5 protein-coding genes are annotated in these 2,667 nt (G+C 29.9%); 3 read left to right on the forward strand and 2 right to left on the reverse strand.

From position 1 onward, the window contains the following. Positions 1 to 534: DNA adenine methylase (locus V7161_RS27435; protein ID WP_335715969.1), on the reverse strand; the 534-nt coding region annotated here is incomplete at its 3' end. A gap of 171 nt (positions 535 to 705) precedes the next feature. Between V7161_RS27435 and V7161_RS27440 the strand changes: the two genes are divergently transcribed. The 3 genes from V7161_RS27440 to V7161_RS27450 are packed head-to-tail and all read left to right on the forward strand — an operon-like array spanning position 706 to position 2,138. Continuing rightward, positions 706 to 942: a helix-turn-helix domain-containing protein gene (locus V7161_RS27440; protein ID WP_335715970.1), complete on the forward strand. Its 237-nt coding sequence runs from the start codon at positions 706 to 708 to the stop codon at positions 940 to 942. A gap of 15 nt (positions 943 to 957) precedes the next feature. After that, a complete protein-coding gene (locus V7161_RS27445) occupies positions 958 to 1,572 on the forward strand; it encodes an MvaI/BcnI family restriction endonuclease (RefSeq protein ID WP_335715971.1) in 615 nt (204 codons plus the stop codon). A gap of 38 nt (positions 1,573 to 1,610) precedes the next feature. Next, a complete protein-coding gene (locus tag V7161_RS27450) occupies positions 1,611 to 2,138 on the forward strand; it encodes a hypothetical protein (protein WP_335715972.1) in 528 nt (175 codons plus the stop codon). Between the two features lie 58 nt (positions 2,139 to 2,196). On the opposite strand, the gene V7161_RS27455 is transcribed toward V7161_RS27450, so the two are convergent. Next, a partial coding sequence (locus V7161_RS27455; protein WP_335715973.1) for a DNA-methyltransferase occupies positions 2,197 to 2,667 on the reverse strand: 471 nt, incomplete at its 5' end.

Below are 2,667 nucleotides of genomic sequence, written 5' to 3' on the forward strand. Positions count from 1 at the left end.
ATTACAAATAGTTGGATTTTTATAATCGCCCATTGGAACATTATAATGCCCCTTTTTATTTACTCTAAAAAGACCATTAAAACATGTTTTGTTTAAAAATAAAAATTGTGCAGCTCTTTCAATTTTATGGTCCCCGAAATTCCTAAAATCAAAGCCATTTAAATTCCTATTAAATTCATTCCTAATATTTATATAATAATTCTTTCGTTCCTCTTTTTCTAATCGTAAAAACTCAATTTCTTTTTCTCTAAGAAGATCTATTAGCTTTTCTACACCTTCATAATTCTTTATTACCTCATAAACAGTGATTAACTCAGGGTTAATATCCCATATCAATGCTTCTTCAATATTATAATTCTGCAGCAAATAAAATAAAACTGCACCGCTTCCAACGAATGGTTCAATGTAACGTTTTATTTTTCCTTCCTTTAATTCCTTTGGTAAATATCTATTAATAACAGGTAATAACTGTGTTTTACCCCCAGCCCATTTCAAAAAAGGCTTTGCTGCTGCTTCTTCTACTCCTACGTTCATAAATATAACCTCCATTTACAATGCCATTATATTTTACCATTAAAAAGTCTTTTTGTTGCAACTAAATAAAACAGAACATATGTTTTGTAGTTCTATAATATCATAAGTTTCACTATAAGTGAAATAATAATAGGAACCTTTTACTGTAAAATATTTATTGAGGTGAAATTAATGACTTCAAAGCATATCAATAAATACAACCAAATATCTATAGCTATCAAGGAAGCGAGAAATACAAAAAATATCACTCAAAAAGAGCTAGCTGAAAATTTAGGAATAAGTATGAGTTATTTAAGCAAGATCGAAGCACCTAATACTGAAAAATCCTTTTCATTAGAGCTCTTATTTGATATTGCAGAGTCATTAAATATTCCGGTAATCGATTTATTCAAGTATATAAAAGAATAATTGAGGAGATACAAAATGGACCTTTATTTAGAAAGAGAAATAGCGTTAGAAAAAATATTGGAACTAAAAGGAAAAGATTTAAGAGAACAAGCAAAATTCCATGGTGTAACTGTATTTAAGGATGAGAAAAAAAACAAAGGTTGGGCCGGCCATGTTATTGAAAAACATTTAGGGCTCCCACTAAATTCATCCTCTGATCCAGATTTTGGTGATTGGGAATTAAAAGTTGTACCACTAAAATACTTAAAAACAGGAAGATTAGCTGTTAAGGAAACCATGGCAGTGACAATGATAAATCCTGAAGATGTTAGAGAAAAGGATTTTAAAAATAGTCATCTCAAAACAAAATTAAATAAAGTCGTTATAGTTGCAAGAATTTGGGAAAACGTAGAGGAATCTCGTTCATTGTTACATAACGCGTACATGTTTGATTTGACCAATAAAGAAATTTACAATCAAATTGAAGAAGATTACGAGATTGTAAGACATGCGATTATAACAAAAGGTTTTGGTTCATTAACAGGAAAAATGGGAAAAATTGTGCAGCCACGAACAAAAGGAGCAGGTCATGGTAGTACTAGTCGGGCTTTTTATGTAAGAACTTCTTTTCTTAAAAATATACTTTTATAACAAAATTATAAAAAACCATTATTAACGGGGGAGCAGAGATGATAAAAGGCGGCATTGGAGGATCATCTACAAAAACCGGTTTAGTATTCGAGCAAAGATTAGATTTTAGGAAAGTGTTAGAAGAAATTAAAGGCTATAAAGTTCAGGGTGACCAAATTTACTTTAATGGACAATTAGTTGCTTTACTAGTAGGAAAAAATAAATTGTATAAGGAGTTTCTAGATAAAAGAGATTTAAATTGGAAAATAATTATTTCAAAAAAGTTATTACCAGATGAAGCAATTTACGTATATAGTTCCAATGTTTTACACATTATTGAAATGAAGTTTCAAAGTAGTGCAGGTTCGGTTGATGAAAAATTACAAACCTGTGATTTTAAAAAGAAACAGTATACCAAACTATTAAAACCCTTAGGAATTGAGCCCCAATACACATATATTTTAAATGATTGGTATAAACAACAATGTTATAATGATGTATTAGACTATATTGAATCAGTAGGTTGCAACTATTTCTTTAATGAAATTTCTCTAGAATTTTTGGGCCTACCATATCCTTATAGATAATCTAAACGAGACAATATCCAAATGCTTTTTTATATTTATATTTTATACAAATTCAATTTTAGTTTTGATATTTATCCGAGAAATAATTAAGCCTTTTCTTACTTATCTCAAAGAATTTTTCATTATTCTCAATCGCAATAAATTTTCTGTTCGTCTGTATTGATGTAACTGCAGTGGTTCCACTCCCACTGAATGGGTCGAGAATCAAGTCACCTTCTCTGGTACAACTTAAAATTATTCTTTGTAATAACTTAATTGGTTTTTGGGTTGGGTGATAACCAAAATTTTTCTCGATTTGGGACACATGTGGTAAAACCCATAAGTCTGTCATTGGTTTCCCGTCATTCATCTTTGACATTTGTTCTAAATTAAATATTTGTTTGCTAGAGGGGAATTTTTTTGCCCAAATAATAAATTCCGATGAATGAGTAAACATTCTACCTGATAAATTTGGTGGTGGATCAGTTTTCACCCAAGTTACAATATTAAGTGTTTTAAAATTTAGTTTCTTTATGGTGCTCCCCACTTC

This window comes from Neobacillus drentensis, from assembly GCF_036965425.1.
In the GTDB taxonomy this organism is placed as follows: domain Bacteria; phylum Bacillota; class Bacilli; order Bacillales; family Cytobacillaceae; genus Neobacillus; species Neobacillus drentensis_F.